General features: G+C 71.4%; 12 protein-coding genes. 6 read left to right on the forward strand and 6 right to left on the reverse strand.

Annotation, left to right across the window (positions count from 1 at the left end; genetic code table 11):
• Nucleotides 1–44: 44 nt before the first annotated feature.
• Together BMZ82_RS24940 and BMZ82_RS24945 are read left to right on the forward strand one after the other, a co-directional pair.
• Complete coding sequence (locus BMZ82_RS24940; RefSeq protein WP_093779490.1) at nucleotides 45–1502, forward strand: aldehyde dehydrogenase; 1458 nt, start codon at nucleotides 45–47, stop codon at nucleotides 1500–1502.
• A gap of 6 nt (nucleotides 1503–1508) precedes the next feature.
• The gene (locus tag BMZ82_RS24945; protein ID WP_093779492.1) at nucleotides 1509–1742 is read left to right on the forward strand and encodes a ferredoxin; all 234 of its coding nucleotides are present in this window, start codon (nucleotides 1509–1511) and stop codon (nucleotides 1740–1742) included.
• A gap of 258 nt (nucleotides 1743–2000) precedes the next feature.
• Here the strand turns inward: BMZ82_RS24945 and BMZ82_RS24950 are convergent, their stop codons facing one another.
• On the reverse strand, nucleotides 2001–2627 hold the full coding sequence (locus tag BMZ82_RS24950) for a TetR family transcriptional regulator (RefSeq protein WP_371271302.1): 627 nt from the start codon (nucleotides 2625–2627) through the stop codon (nucleotides 2001–2003).
• A 180-nt stretch (nucleotides 2628–2807) separates the two neighbouring features.
• Between BMZ82_RS24950 and BMZ82_RS24955 the strand changes: the two genes are divergently transcribed.
• Genes BMZ82_RS24955 through BMZ82_RS24965 form a run of 3 tightly spaced genes read left to right on the forward strand, consistent with a single transcriptional unit; the run spans nucleotide 2808 to nucleotide 6000 of the window.
• Nucleotides 2808–4205: a glycosyltransferase family 4 protein gene (locus BMZ82_RS24955; protein ID WP_256252083.1), complete on the forward strand. Its 1398-nt coding sequence runs from the start codon at nucleotides 2808–2810 to the stop codon at nucleotides 4203–4205.
• Nucleotides 4199–4933, forward strand: a complete 735-nt coding sequence (locus tag BMZ82_RS24960) for a class I SAM-dependent methyltransferase (RefSeq protein ID WP_093779496.1) — start codon at nucleotides 4199–4201, stop codon at nucleotides 4931–4933. Before BMZ82_RS24955 ends, BMZ82_RS24960 begins: the two co-directional genes overlap by 7 nt.
• Nucleotides 4930–6000 (forward strand): prenyltransferase/squalene oxidase repeat-containing protein, encoded by a 1071-nt coding sequence (locus BMZ82_RS24965; RefSeq protein ID WP_093779498.1) that lies wholly within the window; start codon nucleotides 4930–4932, stop codon nucleotides 5998–6000. Before BMZ82_RS24960 ends, BMZ82_RS24965 begins: the two co-directional genes overlap by 4 nt.
• A gap of 29 nt (nucleotides 6001–6029) precedes the next feature.
• Here BMZ82_RS24965 and BMZ82_RS24970 read toward each other — a convergent pair whose 3' ends face one another.
• The 5 genes from BMZ82_RS24970 to BMZ82_RS24990 all read right to left on the reverse strand — a co-directional run bounded on the left by BMZ82_RS24970 (nucleotide 6030) and on the right by BMZ82_RS24990 (nucleotide 11620).
• Entirely contained in the window at nucleotides 6030–7040 is a 1011-nt protein-coding gene (locus BMZ82_RS24970) for an LLM class F420-dependent oxidoreductase (protein ID WP_093779500.1), read from the reverse strand.
• Nucleotides 7041–7168: 128 nt separating this feature from the next.
• On the reverse strand, nucleotides 7169–8014 hold the full coding sequence (locus BMZ82_RS24975) for a DUF5336 domain-containing protein (protein ID WP_093779502.1): 846 nt from the start codon (nucleotides 8012–8014) through the stop codon (nucleotides 7169–7171).
• A 233-nt stretch (nucleotides 8015–8247) separates the two neighbouring features.
• Entirely contained in the window at nucleotides 8248–8832 is a 585-nt protein-coding gene (locus tag BMZ82_RS24980; RefSeq protein ID WP_093779504.1) for an SgcJ/EcaC family oxidoreductase, read from the reverse strand.
• A gap of 224 nt (nucleotides 8833–9056) precedes the next feature.
• The gene (locus BMZ82_RS24985; protein ID WP_093779506.1) at nucleotides 9057–10085 is read right to left on the reverse strand and encodes an N-acetylmuramoyl-L-alanine amidase; all 1029 of its coding nucleotides are present in this window, start codon (nucleotides 10083–10085) and stop codon (nucleotides 9057–9059) included.
• Between the two features lie 98 nt (nucleotides 10086–10183).
• Nucleotides 10184–11620 carry a DHA2 family efflux MFS transporter permease subunit gene (locus tag BMZ82_RS24990; RefSeq protein ID WP_093779508.1) on the reverse strand — a complete coding sequence of 479 codons (1437 nt, stop codon included), beginning with the start codon at nucleotides 11618–11620 and terminating at the stop codon, nucleotides 10184–10186.
• 237 nt (nucleotides 11621–11857) lie between these two features.
• On the opposite strand from BMZ82_RS24990, the gene BMZ82_RS24995 reads away from it, so the two are divergent.
• Nucleotides 11858–13600 (forward strand): MFS transporter, encoded by a 1743-nt coding sequence (locus BMZ82_RS24995; protein WP_093779510.1) that lies wholly within the window; start codon nucleotides 11858–11860, stop codon nucleotides 13598–13600.
• The last annotated feature ends 113 nt before the right edge of the window (nucleotides 13601–13713 follow it).

A 13713-nucleotide genomic window follows, 5' to 3' on the forward strand; every position in this document is an offset into this window, starting at 1 on the left:
CAGACATGTCGTCGGGTATGCCGTCAGAGACGAAGGCAGTGGCCATGGCCGAGCTCGTGGAACACGGACAGCTTTTTATCGGTGGGGAGTTGACCGATCCCCTGGGCGAGGGCGTCATCGAGGTGGTGTCGCCGCACACCGAGGAGGTCATCGGGCGGGTGCCGCACGCGTCGACCGCCGATGTCGACCGGGCCGTCGCCGTGGCGCGCCGCGCCTTCGACGAGGGGCCCTGGCCGCGTATGTCGCTGGACGAGCGGATCGCCGTCGTCACCCGAATCAAGGACGGCATCGCCGTGCGCCACGAGGAGATCGCCCGCGTGATCTCCTCCGAGAACGGCTCCCCGTACTCCTGGAGCGTCCTCGCGCAGGCCCTCGGCGCGATGATGGTGTGGGACTCGGCGATCAAGGTCGCGCGCGACTTCACCTACGAGGAGCGCCGGGACGGCGTGCTCGGGAAGATCCTCGTGCGGCGCGAACCGGTGGGCGTGGTCGCCGCCGTCGTCCCGTGGAACGTGCCGCAGTTCGTCGCCGCCGCCAAGCTCGCGCCCGCGCTGCTCACCGGGTGCGCGGTGATCCTGAAGCCGTCCCCGGAGTCGCCGCTCGACGCGTACCTCCTCGCGGAGATCACACGCGAGGCCGGGCTGCCGACGGGCGTGCTGTCGATCCTGCCCGCGGACCGCGAGGTGAGCGAGTACCTGGTCGGGCATCCGGGCGTCGACAAGGTCGCGTTCACCGGCTCGGTCGCGGCCGGGAAGCGGGTCATGGAGGTCGCGGCGCGCAACCTCACGCGCGTGACGCTGGAGCTCGGCGGCAAGTCGGCGGCGATCGTCCTGCCCGACGCGGACCTCGCCACGGCCGTCCCCCAGATCGTCTCCGCCGCCTGGATGAACAACGGGCAGGCCTGCGTGGCCCAGACCCGCATCCTGCTGCCGCGCTCGCGCTACGACGAGTTCGCGGACGCCCTCGCCACCGCCGCCGCGGCACTGGTCGTCGGCGACCCGCTGGACCCGACGACCCAGGTCGGCCCGCTGGTGGCGCGGCGGCAACAGCGCCGGAACCTCGACTACATCCGCATCGGACAGGACGAGGGCGCGAAGATCCTCACCGGCGGCGGGCGTCCGGCGGGCCTGGAACGCGGCTGGTACGTGGAACCGACCCTGTTCGGCGACGTCGACAACTCGATGCGGATCGCCCGCGAGGAGATCTTCGGTCCGGTGATCTGCCTGCTGCCCTACGGCGACGAGTCCGAGGCGCTGAAGATCGCGAACGACTCCGACTACGGGCTGAGCGGCAGCGTGTGGACGGCCGACGTGGCACACGGCATCGAGGTCGCGCGGCAGGTCCGTACCGGGACGTACTCCGTGAACACCTTCAGCCTCGACATGCTCGGGCCGTTCGGCGGCTACAAGAACTCCGGGCTGGGGCGGGAGTTCGGGCCCGAGGGCTTCGGCGAGTACCTGGAGCACAAGATGATCCATCTGCCGGCCGGTTGGGAGGGCTGAGGGGCCATGGGGGACCGGTGGCACGTCGAGGTGGACCGCGCCCTGTGCATCGGCTCCGCCCAGTGCATCCACCACGCGGCCGAGGACTTCCGGCTGGACACCGCGCGCCAGTCGCATCCGGTCGACCCGGACCCGGACGCGAACGAGCGGGTGCTCGCGGCGGCCGAGAGCTGCCCGGTCGAGGCCATCATGATCACGCTGGTGGGCAGTGGGGAGGCGGTGTTCCCACCGGAGGAGTGAAAAATACCCCTTTTGGGGTGTTCAATCCCGTCCTGGGCGTTCTACTCTGGTAGTGGCCTACGAGGCGAGATGAGGGAGTCCGACCGGAGTAGCCGACTGGAGCGAGACGCCGAGAGGTACGGGCATCCGCTGCGGCCGACGTCGACGGACGGGCTGAGGGACCTGAAGGTCGCAGTACCGGACCCGAAGGAACCCCCGATCGTCTCGTAGGTCCTTTTCGTGTGCCCGGGCGCTGTACCCCCCGTCCCGTGCCCGGTCCTATTCGTGTTCGTGCGCCTCGGGGTCCGTCACGTCGATGAGCCGGCACACCGTCTCGATGTCGATGCGGACCTGGGCGATGGAGGCGCGGCCCGACAGCCAGGTGATGAGCGCCGAGTGCCAGGTGTGCTCGATGACGCGGACCGTGGAGAGCTGTGCGGGGGTGGGGTCGGTGAGGCCCATCGCGTCGAGGATGATCGCCGTCGTCTGACGCGAGACCTGGTCGACCTCCGGGGAGACGCTGCGGTCGGCGAAGGTCAGGGCGCGCACCATCGCGTCCGCCAGATGCGGCTCACGCTGGAGGGCGCGGAAAGCGCGCATCAGGGTCTCCGCGACCCGGTCCGCCGCCCGCTCGCCCGTCGGGGGCTTCTTCAGCAACGCGCCGTGCATGTGCTCCAGTTGGTCCTGCATCGTGGCGACCAGCAGATGCACCTTGGACGGGAAGTACCGGTAGAGGGTGCCGAGCGCGACCTGCGAGGACTCCGCCACCTCCCGCATCTGCACCGCGTCGAAACCGCCCCGGCTGGCCAACTGCGCGCTCGCGTGCAGGATCCGGCGGCGGCGCGCCTCCTGCCGCTCGGTGAGGGGTGAGGACGGTGGCGGTGGTGTGGGTGTCATGGGTGGCATGGGTCCCGTTCCGGTCCGTTCCGTGACCGTCCTGGTGGCGTGGATCACCTGATCCACTGCTCACAGCGCTCCTACCTGCCGGTAGATTCAGAGCCTCCCGGACGATCAAGTCTGAAACTTGTTCTAGATTAGCGTCCCGTCGTAGTCTCGCGGGATATTGCAGGCAGAAGGGGGCCCGGAGTGACCGCGGAGGCCAGTCAGGCGGGGTCCCGGCATGATCTCGCGGCCGACGGACAGCGACCGCTCAGCATCGCGCTCCTCACGTATAAGGGGAACCCGTTCTGCGGGGGCCAGGGTGTCTACGTCCGGCATCTCTCGCGTGAGCTCGTGCGTCTCGGGCACCGCGTCGAGGTCATCGGCTCCCAGCCCTATCCGGTGCTCGACCCGGGCCACGACGACCGCCTCTCCCTCACCGAGCTGCCCAGCCTCGACCTCTACCGCCAGCCCGACCCCTTCCGCACCCCGAAGCGCGGCGAGTACCGCGACTGGATCGACGCCCTCGAAGTGGCGACGATGTGGACCGGCGGCTTCCCCGAGCCGCTGACCTTCTCCCTCCGCGCCCGCCGCCATCTCCGCGCCCGGCGCGGGGAGTTCGACGTCGTACACGACAACCAGACTTTGGGCTACGGGCTGTTGGGGGACGTCGGCGCTCCGCTGGTCACCACCATCCACCATCCCATCACCGTGGACCGGCAGTTGGAGCTGGACGCCGCCGAGGGCTTCAAACGCCGTGCGTCCGTGCGCCGTTGGTACGGCTTCACCCGGATGCAGAAGCGCGTCGCGCGCCGGCTGCCGTCCGTGCTCACCGTCTCCGGCACCTCCCGCCAGGAGATCGCCGACCACCTCGGCGTCGCCGACGACCGTATCCACGTCGTCCACATAGGCGCCGACACCGACCTGTTCGCGCCGGATCCCGCCGTGCCCCGGCTGCCGGGCCGGATCGTGACGACGTCCAGCGCGGACGTCCCCCTCAAGGGCCTGGTCTTCCTCGTCGAGGCGCTGGCGAAGGTGCGCACCGAGCACCCGCACGCCCACCTCGTCATCGTCGGCAAGCGCCCGCAGGAGGGGCCGGTCGCCCAGGCGATCGAGCGGTACGGCCTCGAAGGCGCCGTCGAGTTCGTCAAGGGCATCTCCGACCCCGAACTGGTCGACCTGGTGCGTTCGGCGGAGGTCGCCTGCGTGCCGTCGCTGTACGAGGGCTTCTCCCTGCCGGCCGCCGAGGCCATGGCCACGGGCACCCCGCTGATCGCCACGACCGGCGGGGCGATCCCCGAGGTCGCCGGGCGCGACGGGGAGACCTGCCTCGCCGTGCCGCCGGGCGACGCGGGCGCGCTCGCCGCCGGCCTGAGCCGGCTCCTGGACGACCCCGAGCTGCGGGCCCGGCTGGGCGCGGCCGGCCGGGAACGGGTGCTGGACCGTTTCACCTGGGCGCGGGCCGCCGAGGGCACCGTGGCCCGCTACCGCGAGGCGATAGCCGGCGCCGTCGACGCCGGTGACCCCATCGACGTAGCACCTGAAGCGTCTGACGTAGTTGAAGTAGCTGAAGTATCCGATCGTGAAAGCAGGGCCACGTGCTGACCGTCGACTTCTCCCGGTTCCCGCTCGCCCCGGGCGACCGGGTCCTGGACCTCGGTTGCGGGGCGGGCCGGCACGCCTTCGAGTGCTACCGGCGCGGCGCGCAGGTCGTGGCCCTCGACCAGAACGCCGGGGAGATCCGCGAGGTCGCCAAGTGGTTCGCGGCGATGAAGGAGGCCGGCGAGGCCCCCGAGGGCGCCACCGCCACCGCCATGGAGGGCGACGCCCTGGCGCTGCCCTTCCCCGACGACTCCTTCGACGTCGTCATCATCTCCGAGGTCATGGAGCACATCCCGGACGACAAGGGCGTGCTCGCGGAGATGGTGCGCGTGCTGAAGCCCGGCGGGCGGATCGCCATCACCGTCCCGCGCTACGGCCCCGAGAAGGTCTGCTGGGCCCTCTCCGACGCCTACCACGAGGTCGAGGGCGGCCACATCCGCATCTACAAGGCGGACGAACTGCTCGCGAAGATCCGCGAGGCGGGCCTCAAGCCGTACGGCACCCACCACGCGCACGGGCTGCACTCGCCGTACTGGTGGCTGAAGTGCGCGTTCGGCGTCGACAACGACCGTGCGCTGCCGGTGCGGGCGTACCACAAGCTGCTGGTCTGGGACATCATGAAGAAGCCGCTCGCGACGCGGGTCGCCGAGCAGGCGCTGAACCCGCTGATCGGCAAGAGTTTCGTCGCGTACGCGACCAAGCCGCACCTGCCCTCCGTGGACGCGCGGTGACCACTCCCCGGACAGAACACCTCGTACTGCCCGGGGTCCTCACCGCCGAGGAGGCCGCCGAGACCGTCGCGGGGATCCTCGCCGTGCAGCGTGAGGACGGCGCGATCCCCTGGTTCCGGGGCCACCACCTCGACCCGTGGGACCACACCGAGGCCGCGATGGCGCTGGACGCGGCCGGCGAGCACGCGGCCGCCGAGCGGGCCTACAACTGGCTGGCCCGGCACCAGAACGAGGACGGCTCGTGGTTCGCGGCCTACGCGGACGGCGCCCACGACGACGTCACCGACCGCAGCCGCGAGTCGAACTTCGTCGCCTACATCGCCGTCGGCGTCTGGCACCACTACCTCTCCACCGGCGACGACATGTTCCTCGACCGCCTGTGGCCGACCGTCTACGCGGCCGTCGAGTGCGTGCTGCGGCTCCAGCAGCCCGGCGGGCAGATCGGCTGGCGGCGCGCGGACGACGGCACCCCGACCGCCGACGCGCTCCTCACCGGCTCCTCCTCGATCCACCAGGCGCTGCGCTGCGCGCTGGCCATCGCCGAGCAGCGCGAAGAGGCGCAGCCGGACTGGGAGTTGGCGGCCGGCGCGCTGCGGCACGCGATACGACGGCATCCGGAGCGGTTCCTCGACAAGGACCGCTACTCGATGGACTGGTACTACCCGGTGCTGGCCGGCGCGTTGACCGGCGCGGAGGCCAAGTCCCGTATCGAGGCGGACTGGGAGCGGTTCGTCGTCCCCGGGCTGGGCGTGCGGTGCGTCGTCCCGAACCCGTGGGTGACGGGCGGCGAGTCCGCCGAACTCGCCCTCGCGCTCTGGGCGATGGGCGAGTCCGACCGGGCGCTGGAGATCCTCCAGTGGATCCAGCACCTGCGCGACCCGGAGTCGGGGCTGTACTGGACCGGGTTCGTGTTCGAGGACCAGGCCATCTGGCCCCGGGAGCTGACCACTTGGACGGCCGGTTCGCTGGTGCTCGCCGTCGCCGCGCTCGGCGGCCACGACGCCACCTGCGCCGTGTTCGGCGGCGAACAGCTCCCGCTCGGACTCGAAGTGGACTGCTGCGCCTGAGAGTTCGCGAGCCAGCGAGCCAGACAGGCTCAGGAGTTGAGCTCGGCCAGGACTCGCAGGGTGTGCGGGTCCGGTGCGACGACCAGGAGGTCCGTCACCGGGCCCTTGCGCCAGGCCTGGAGGCGTTCGGCGATCCGGGCGCGGGGGCCGACGAGGGAGATCTCGTCGGCGAAGGCGTCCGGGACGGCGAGTACGGCCTCCTCGCGCCGGCCGGCCAGGAACAGTTCCTGGATACGCCGGGCCTGCTCCTCGTACCCCATGCGTGCCATCAGGTCGGCGTGGAAGTTGCGGGTGGCGTGGCCCATGCCGCCGATGTAGAAGCCGAGCATGGCCTTCACCGGCAGCAGCCCCTCGGCGACGTCGTCGCAGACCAGCGCCCGGGTGAGCGGGGCGACGCGGAAGCCCTCGGGCAGTTCCGCCACCGCCGGGCCGTACGCGTCCGGCCGGTTCGGCGACCAGTACAGCGGCAGCCAGCCGTCGGCGATCCGGATCGTCTGGGCCACGTTCCGCGGCCCCTCCGCGCCCAGCAGCACCGGCAGGTCGGCGCGCAGCGGGTGGGTGATGGACTTGAGCGGCCGGCCCAGGCCCGTGGCGTCCGGGGCGCGGTAGGGGTGCGGGTGGAACCGGCCGTCCAGTTCCACCGGGGCCGCCCGGCGCAGGACTTGGCGTACGACGTCCACGTACTCCCGGGTCGCGGTGAGCGGCGACTTGGGGAAGGGCCGGCCGTACCAGCCCTCGACCACCTGCGGGCCCGACAGGCCGAGGCCGAGCATCATCCGGCCGCCGGAGAGGTGGTCCAGGGTGAGGGCGTGCATCGCGGTCGTGGTGGGGGAGCGGGCCGCCATCTGGGCAACCGCCGTACCAAGCTTGATCGTTGACGTCCGGGCGGCGATCCAGGTCAGGGGGGTGAAGGCGTCCGAGCCCCACGACTCCGCCGTCCAGACGGAGTCGTAGCCGAGCCGTTCCGCCTCGCGCGCCAGCTCCACATGGCCGGGGTCGGGGCCGCGGCCCCAGTAGCCGAGCGCCAGACCGAGCCGCATACCAGCCTCCTGACGTTCCGTCAGACCCCGTGGGGCGAGCTGCGACTGTACGACAACGGCCCCCCGCCCGGAAGGGCGAGGAGCCGTGGCCGTACGTGAAGTGTGCTGTGTGGTCCTGGGCGGGCCGCTCAGCCGCGCTGGATGCCGGAGGCGTCCCGCAGGACACCGCGCCGGCCGTCCTGGGTCTGCGCGACCAGGCCCTGGGAGCCCTGCTCGACCGCGAGGTACCAGGTGCCCGGCGCCAGTTCGGCGATCGGCATCGGCTGGCCGTCCTCCGCGTACAGCGGACGCGGCACCGGCACGGCGAACCAGAACGGCGAGAAGTCCGCGGCCGGCGGCTGCGCCGGACCCGGCTGGGCGGCGAACGGCGACGGACCCGGCTGGCCCGGCTGACCGGGCTGCCCCGGCTGTCCCTGGTACGGCTGACCGCCGAACGCCGACGGCTGCGGCGCGCCCGGGTAGCCGTAACCGGCGGGCGGCTGCGCGCCGTAGGGCTGGGGGGCCGGCGGCTTGGGCGCCGGGATGAGGCCGGCCTGCAGCGCGGGGACGAGAGGGGTGGCGACGGCGGCGGCGGCCAGCGCCAGCGCGGCGATGAGGGCCAGGATCAGGCCGGTGCCGGGGCTGGGGCTGTTCGTGCTGTCGCCGACGTTGTCGTAACCACCGGACGGGTCGAAGACGTTGCCGAGCGCGCTCCACGCGGCGAAGACCGCGAAGGCCACGCCGAACTGGCGCAAGTCGAGACCGGCGACCTTGGGCACCTGCGGCAGCGGCCTGCTGACGACCACGAGTGCGGCGGCGATGATCCCCGCGAGAACGACGCTGAACAGGACCGGCCCGCTGCTCCACAGACTGGGCATGTCGTAGCTGGCAGGGATCCCGTCGATCGAGTAGAGATCGAAGAACGACGCGATGAACAGCAACACCGCTGCTCCGATCACCACGCCGTCGCCTCGAGTGAGGGAGCGGATATTCACTTCAGGTCCTTCGTGAGTCGTCTCGTCATCGGTACGCATACAGGTATCAGTAGAGGCGTCGCTGTCACCATGTCGCCCTCAGGCCCCGGTGTGAAGCGCGGGGGTGGCCCCTCATCGTAGGGAGGACACTATCGTCCGCACGATTGCGCTGTCCGCCCGGATCAACCCACTGATCACTACCCGCGCAGGAAACTCACGATTCCCTCAGCTTGTCCCTCAAAAGCCCTCAATTCTCAGCTCGCTGCGGGCAGTACCGAGGAGTGGTGGTTCACGATCAGCCACTTGCCGCCGATCTTCTCGTAGACGTACGTGTAGCGGGCGGCGATCGTGCTCTTCTTGCCGGTCTTCGCGTCGGTGACGTGGAACTTGTACAGCCCGGTGTCGATCGCCGTGTCGTTGTCCAGGACGTCGACGACGGTTCTGACCTTCTCGCCGACCGGCTTGATCTTCAGGAACTTGTCGAAGTAGTCGACTATCTGCGCGTGCGTGGTGCGGATCTGGTCCGAGGCGGTGGGCAGCAGCGCCGCGCCCGGGGCGTAGCGGGCGGCGACCTTCTGCGAGTCACCGGTCTGCAGCGCCTTGTTCCAGCCGTCGAAGAGGGCCGCGATCTGCGCCTTGGTGGCCTTGGTCGCCTTGGCGGGCGTGCTGGGCTTGCTCGAACGGTCGCCGTGGCCGTTGCCGTACGACGAGTGGTCGTGTCCGGCGTGGGACGTGCGGTGCTCCGGCGCGGCCACGCTGACCCCGGCGGTGAGGGTGGCGGCGGCGAATACGGCCGCACCGGCGGCGAGGGCGGCACGGTTGCGCGTCTGACGCTTCATCACGAACTCCTGTTGTCGGTGAATGTCCCCCTCTTGGGGTGGGGACGGTTTTCACTTTCACAGAATCGGGGTAAAGCCGGGCACAACGTATGGCCAGCGGATAGACAAGGGACTGCCAAAACGCGGAGTGTCACGGGGTGGGTGCTGTAGGTAGCGCGCCGGTCTCGGCGGAAGGTGCTCTCTCGGGAGGGGCGGTTCAGGAAGAACGGTTCAGGACGAGCGGTTCAGGAAGATCGGTTCAGGAAGTCCGTGATGCCGTCCGCGAGTCCCTGTGCCGCCTTCTGGTGCCAGGCGTCACTGGTCAGCAGCGCGGCGTCCTTGCCGTCGCGCATGTTGCCGCACTCGATGAACACCTTGGGAACGGTCGACAGGTTGAGGCCGCCGAGGTCCGTACGCGTGACGAGACCTGAGCCGTCGCCGATGTAGTTGGACGGCGAACTGCCCGTCGTACGCGCGAAGTCGGCCGCGAGCAGCTTGCCGAGCTCCTTCGACGGGGCGACGACGGCACGGGTGTCGGCGGCGCCCTCGTGCACCTCGCCCGGCATGATCACGTGGAAGCCGCGGTTGCCGGCCGCGGAGCCGTCGGCGTGGATCGAGACGACCGCGTCGGCGTGCGCCGCGTTCCCGATCCGGGCGCGCTCGTCGACACACGGGCCGTACGGCCGGTCGCCGTCCTGCGTCAACTTCACCGTGGCGCCCTGCTGTTGCAGCAGCGTACGCAGCCGGTGGGCCACGTCCAGCGTGAACTCCGCCTCGCTGTAACCGAAGTTGGTGGACGTCCCGGTGGTGTCGCACTCCTTCCAGTTGGTGCCGATGTCCACCTTGCGGTTGATGGCGGCGGTGTGCTCGTAGTTGGTCGTGTTGTGGCCGGGGTCGATGACGACGACCTTGCCCTTGAGGGAGACGGGCCCGGCGGAGGCGCTGCCGCCGACACCCTGCTTCCCGTCAGCACCTTGTTCCCCGTCAGCACCCTGTTCCCCGTCGCCGGTCGTGCCGTCGGCGGGGCTGCGCAGCGTGGACGACGAGGCCGCCGGTCCGGCCCCCTGATCCGGCCCGCCGTCCCCGCCGGTTCCGGTTCCGGTGCCGGCCAGCGCCTCGAACGCCAGCCAGCCCAGCAGCGCCCCGGACGCGAGCGCGGCGAGCGCCACGGTCAGCGGGCGGCGCAGCGGGGAGCGGCGCGGCTGCGGGGGGCCGAAGGGGGCAGCGGGGTCGGAGGGATCGAAGGGGCCGGGGTTCGAGCCTGCGTACGACACGCCTGCCACCCTAACGGGAACCCCGGCGCACCCCGGTGAGGGCTCAGGGGGCGGGCGGCCCAGCCGCCCGGCCCGTCGCCTCGGTTCCCCCGGTTGCCTCAGTCGCCGGAGATTTTTCGGGGCAGCCAGAGCAGCGTCAGGGCCGTCCCCACCAGCAGTACCGCCGTGCCCGTGCGGAAGGCCAGGGCGTAGCCCTCGGTCAGGGCCTCGGGTGTGTGGCGGCCCGCCGTGCGGGCGGCGGCCAGGGTGGACAGTACGGCCAGGCCCAGTGAACCGCCCATCGTGCGGGAGGTGTTGACCAGGCCGGACACCAGGCCCGCCTCGCCCGGCGCCGCGCCCGACGTGGCCAGCGCGGCGAGCGGGGTCGAGGCCAGGCCCCCGCCCAGCATCATCAGGATGCCCGGCAGCATGATCCCGGTGACGTAGTCGCCGTCCGCGCGCATCGTCGACTGCCAGCCGAACCCGGCCGCCGCGACCAGCGTGCCCAGCGTGGCCGCGGCGCGGGCTCCGGCCACGCGCATGACGCGAGGCGCGATCTTGGAGCCGAAGACGATGGCCAGCGAGCTCGGCACCAGCGCCAGTCCCGCTTCCAGCGGGGTGTAGCCCAGCGCGTTCTGCGCGTACAGGGTCATGAAGAACCACATGGAGAACATGGCCGAGCCGTTCACGAACATCGCCGCGTTCGCCGCCGACACCGCGCGCCGCCGGAACAGGCCGAGCGGCATCAGCGGGGCCGCCGTCCGCGCCTCCACGGCGAGGAACAGGCCGACCAGCGCGAGCCCGGCGGCCAGCGGGACGAGGGTGGCGGACGCCGTCCAGCCCTCGGCCTCCGTCTGCGAGATGCCGTACGCGAGGGTGGCGAGGCCGGCCGTGACCAGCAGGGCGCCGGGCAGGTCGAGGCGGCGGCCGTCGCCGGCGCGGCTCTCGGCCAGGCTCCGGAGCGAGACGGCCAGTACCAGCACGCCGACCGGCACGTTGATCAGCAGCACCCAGCGCCAGGACATGAGGTCGACGAGCACCCCGCCGACGAGCCCGCCCGCGGCCCCGCCGCCCGCGCCGACCGCCGTCCACGTCGCGATGGCCCGCGCCCGCGCGGCGCCCTCCGGCACGGCGGACGTGACGATCGTCAGCGTCGCGGGCGCCAGGACCGCGGCCCCCAGCCCCTGCACCGCCCGGGCGAGCAGTAACTGCCAGTCCTCCTGGGCCAGTCCGCCGGCCAGTGAGGCCAGGGTGAAGAGGGTGAGGCCGGTGAGGAACATCCGCTTGCGGCCGAACAGGTCGCCCGCCCGGCCGCCGAGCAGCATGAACCCGGCGAAGGCGATCGCGTACGCGTTCACCACCCACTGGAGGCCGGACGCGCTCATGCCGAGATCCGCGCGCATCGACGGCAGCGCCACGTTCACGACCGACACGTCGAGCACGACGAGGAACTGCCCGGCGCAGGCGAGCGCGACGAGCAGCCAGGCGGGGGGAGGGGTGCGGAGGCGGGATGTCCGGGCGCGGGTGGTGTCGACGGTTTCCAGCATGGGCGTCATGGTCTCAACCGGGTTGCACCCCTTGCATCGGGATTTCGGCCTAGGTCGGACCTAGGCCGAGGCTGGGGGCGAGTCCGGTCGGGGCTTAGGTCTGGGCTTAGGCCGGGCCTGGTCGGGGGGAAGCGTCAAGAGAAGCTAAAGAAATTGTTAGTACGCCGAAGCATCGGAATAGTTGCCCATGCATACAGGTTCGTTCTCCATGTATCCCTGACGCACCGCCCCCGGAGGCTCCACCCCATGACGCACACGACGACCGACCGGCCACCCCGCCAGACGAGCGGAGCCGTCGTCCCGGTCCTCGCCTTCGCGGGCATCGTGGTCGCGGTGATGCAGACCCTGCTCGTCCCGGTCATCAAGGACCTGCCGCAACTGCTGGGCACCGCGCCCAGCAACGCCACCTGGGTGCTGACCTCGACGCTGCTGTCCGGCGCGGTGGCCACCCCGATCATGGGCCGCCTCGGCGACCTGTACGGCAAGCGGCGCATGCTGATCCTCAGCCTCGCCGTGATGGTCGTCGGCGCCCTGGTCAGCGCGCTCACCAGCGACCTGCTCATGATGATCGTGGGCCGTACGCTCCAGGGCTTCGCCATGGGCGCGATACCCCTCGGCATCGGCCTGATGCGGGACATGCTGCCCCGCGAGAAGCTCGGCTCCGCGATGGCGCTGATGAGCTCCTCGATCGGCGTCGGCGGCGGTCTCGCGCTGCCCGCCGCGGCCCTGGTCGCCCAGCACGCCGACTGGCACGCCCTCTTCTACGGCGCCGCCGGCCTCGGCGTCCTCGCGATCGGCCTCACCCTCGTCGTCGTCCCCGAGTCCCCGGCCCGCGCCGAGGGCACCTTCGACGTCCTGGGCGCGATCGGCCTCTCCGCCGGCCTCGTGCTCTTCCTGCTGCCGATCACCAAGGGCAGCGACTGGGGCTGGACCTCCGGCACCACCCTCGGACTCTTCGCCGCCGCGGCCGTCGTCCTGCTCCTGTGGGGCCTGATGGAGCTGCGGGTGAAGGCCCCGCTGGTGGACCTGCGCACCACGGCCCGCCCCGCCGTCCTCTTCACCAACCTCGCCTCGATCATGGTCGGCGTCTCGTTCTACGTCGTCTCCCTGGTCCTGCCGCAGCTCCTCCAGCTCCCGAAGGCCACCGGGTACGGCCTCGGCCAGTCGATGGTCGTCGCCGGTCTGCTCGTCGCGCCGCTCGGCCTGACGATGATGATCACCGCGCCCGTCTACGCCCGCCTGTCCGCGAAGTACGGCCCCAAGTTCACCCTGATCCTCGGCATGCTGATCATCGCGATCGGGTACGGCGCCGGCCTCGGCCTGATGAGCGCCGCCTGGCAGAGCCTCGTCATCGCGGTCCTGCTGGGCGCCGGCATCGGCCTCGCCTACTCCTCCCTCCCCGCGCTGATCGTCGGCGCGGTCCCGGCCTCGGAGACCGGCGCGGCCAACGGCCTCAACACCCTGATGCGGTCCATCGGTACGTCGGTGTCGAGCGCCGTCATCGGCATGGTGCTGGCCAACACCGCGAACGACGTGGGCGGCGTCGCGGTCCCCACCATGCACGGCTTCCGCGTCTCCTTCCTGATCGCCACGGCCGCCGTCGCCGTCGGCCTGCTCCTCGCCCTCTTCCTGCCGAAGCAGCAGCGCCCCTCGACGGCCGCGCAACTGCGCGCCAGCAGCGAGGAGGACGCCAACCTGGAGCGCGCGCAGGAAGCGCTGCGGGGCTTTCGCGGACGGGTCCTGGACGCCGACGGCGCGCCGGTCGCCCGCGCCAAGGTCACCCTGATCGACCGCCGCGGCCGGCAGGCCGGCACCACCCTGTCCGACGAGGACGGCGGCTACGCCCTCGCCGTCCCGGCCCGGGGCGCGTACGTCCTCGCCGCCAAGGCCACCGGCCACGGACCGCTGGCCAGCTCCGCGACCCACACGGGCGACGAACGCCCGGTGGACATGGACCTGGCCCTGCCGAGCATGACGGTCACCGTCTGACGCACACCGTCTGACGGTGACCGGCGGGCCGCCGCTGTCGCCAAGACGCGTGGGGGTGCGGCAGCATGGGCGCTCATACGCACGTATGCCCGCACGCACGTACGACTGGAAGG

This window comes from Streptomyces sp. yr375 (genome assembly GCF_900110755.1).
In the GTDB taxonomy this organism is placed as follows: domain Bacteria; phylum Actinomycetota; class Actinomycetes; order Streptomycetales; family Streptomycetaceae; genus Streptomyces.

What these genes read in the sequence shown, in the direction of transcription:
- BMZ82_RS24945 (WP_093779492.1), top strand. Translation starts at nt 1,509, where the DNA reads ATGGGGGACCGGTGGCACGTCGAGGTGGACCGCGCCCTGTGCATCGGC.
- BMZ82_RS24950 (WP_371271302.1), bottom strand. Translation starts at nt 2,627, where the DNA reads ATGCCACCCATGACACCCACACCACCGCCACCGTCCTCACCCCTCACC.
- BMZ82_RS24980 (WP_093779504.1), bottom strand. Translation starts at nt 8,832, where the DNA reads ATGAAGCGTCAGACGCGCAACCGTGCCGCCCTCGCCGCCGGTGCGGCC.
- BMZ82_RS24940 (WP_093779490.1), top strand. Translation starts at nt 45, where the DNA reads ATGGCCGAGCTCGTGGAACACGGACAGCTTTTTATCGGTGGGGAGTTG.
- BMZ82_RS24970 (WP_093779500.1), bottom strand. Translation starts at nt 7,040, where the DNA reads ATGCGGCTCGGTCTGGCGCTCGGCTACTGGGGCCGCGGCCCCGACCCC.
- BMZ82_RS24990 (WP_093779508.1), bottom strand. Translation starts at nt 11,620, where the DNA reads ATGACGCCCATGCTGGAAACCGTCGACACCACCCGCGCCCGGACATCC.
- BMZ82_RS24995 (WP_093779510.1), top strand. Translation starts at nt 11,858, where the DNA reads ATGACGCACACGACGACCGACCGGCCACCCCGCCAGACGAGCGGAGCC.